The sequence below is a fragment of the Mycobacterium sp. E2462 genome, from assembly GCF_001672685.1.
Classification (GTDB): Bacteria; Actinomycetota; Actinomycetes; order Mycobacteriales; family Mycobacteriaceae; genus Mycobacterium.
The window spans coordinates 1-970 of sequence record NZ_LZKC01000328.1 but is presented as its reverse complement, the minus strand read 5'-3'; the positions used below and the strand labels follow the sequence as shown (position 1 = coordinate 970).

Sequence of the window (970 nt, the reverse complement as noted above, 5' to 3'; positions counted from 1 at the left end):
CGGCGCAGATCATCCACGAGGGCGACATCTTCCCGGGTGCGCGGGTGTTGGAGGCCGGGGCCGGATCCGGCGCGCTGACCTGCTCGCTGCTGCGGGCGGTGGGGCCCGGCGGCCGGGTGGTGTCCTACGAGCAGCGCGCCGATCACGCCGAACACGCGCAGCGCAACGTCTCGGTGTACTACGGCGACGCCCCGCAGAACTGGGAGCTGATCGTCGACGACGTCGCCCGCTCCGAACTGCCCGAGGCGTCCTTCGACCGGGCTGTGCTGGACATGCTGGCTCCCTGGGAGGTGTTGGAGTCGGTTGGGCGGCTGTTGACGCCGGGCGGCGTGCTGATGATCTACGTCGCCACCGTCACCCAGCTGTCTCGGGTCGTCGAGGCGTTGCGCGCGCAACAGTGCTGGACCGAGCCGCGCTCCTGGGAGACGCTGCAGCGCGGGTGGAACGTGGTGGGCCTGGCGGTGCGGCCGCAGCATTCGATGCGCGGGCACACGGCGTTTCTGATCTTCGCCCGACGTCTCGCCCCGGGTGTCGTGGCGCCGGTGCCGTTGGGGCGCAAGCGCGAGGGCCGCGACGGCTGAGCCGCGCACCGGGATCAAGCCAGGTCGTCGCTGCGTAGCAGCGAGCGCCGGACCGACAGCAACTCGAATTCCGGGTGCGCGGCGACCAGGCGTTCGGCGGCGTCGAGGACCTCGACGGCGTGGCCGCGGTCCCCGGACACCGTGGCCACCCCGATGCCCGCACGCCGGTAGAGCTCCCGCGAACCCGTCTCCGCCGCCGCCACGCTGAACTTTCGGCGCAGCTCGGCCACGACCGGCCGCACGACCGACCGCTTCTGCTTCAGGGAGTGGACGTCGCCGAGCAGCAGGTCGAATTCCAGCCAGCCGATCCACATCCCGCCGGTCAACCGGTGGGCCCCGGGCCGGGCGGAGCGGGAGAAGCGGGCGGGGGTTCGGGCGCCGGTGGTGGC

Annotated in this window: 2 protein-coding genes; one reads left to right on the top strand and one right to left on the bottom strand. The window is 72.7% G+C overall.

Going from position 1 to position 970, the window contains the following annotated elements:
• The coding region (locus A5714_RS17150; RefSeq protein ID WP_068287069.1) for a tRNA (adenine-N1)-methyltransferase at positions 1 to 581 on the top strand (581 nt) is incomplete at its 5' end.
• Positions 582 to 595: 14 nt separating this feature from the next.
• Here the strand turns inward: A5714_RS17150 and A5714_RS17145 are convergent.
• Positions 596 to 895 (bottom strand): DUF503 domain-containing protein, encoded by a 300-nt coding sequence (locus A5714_RS17145; protein ID WP_068287072.1) that lies wholly within the window; start codon positions 893 to 895, stop codon positions 596 to 598.
• Positions 896 to 970: the final 75 nt, after the last annotated feature.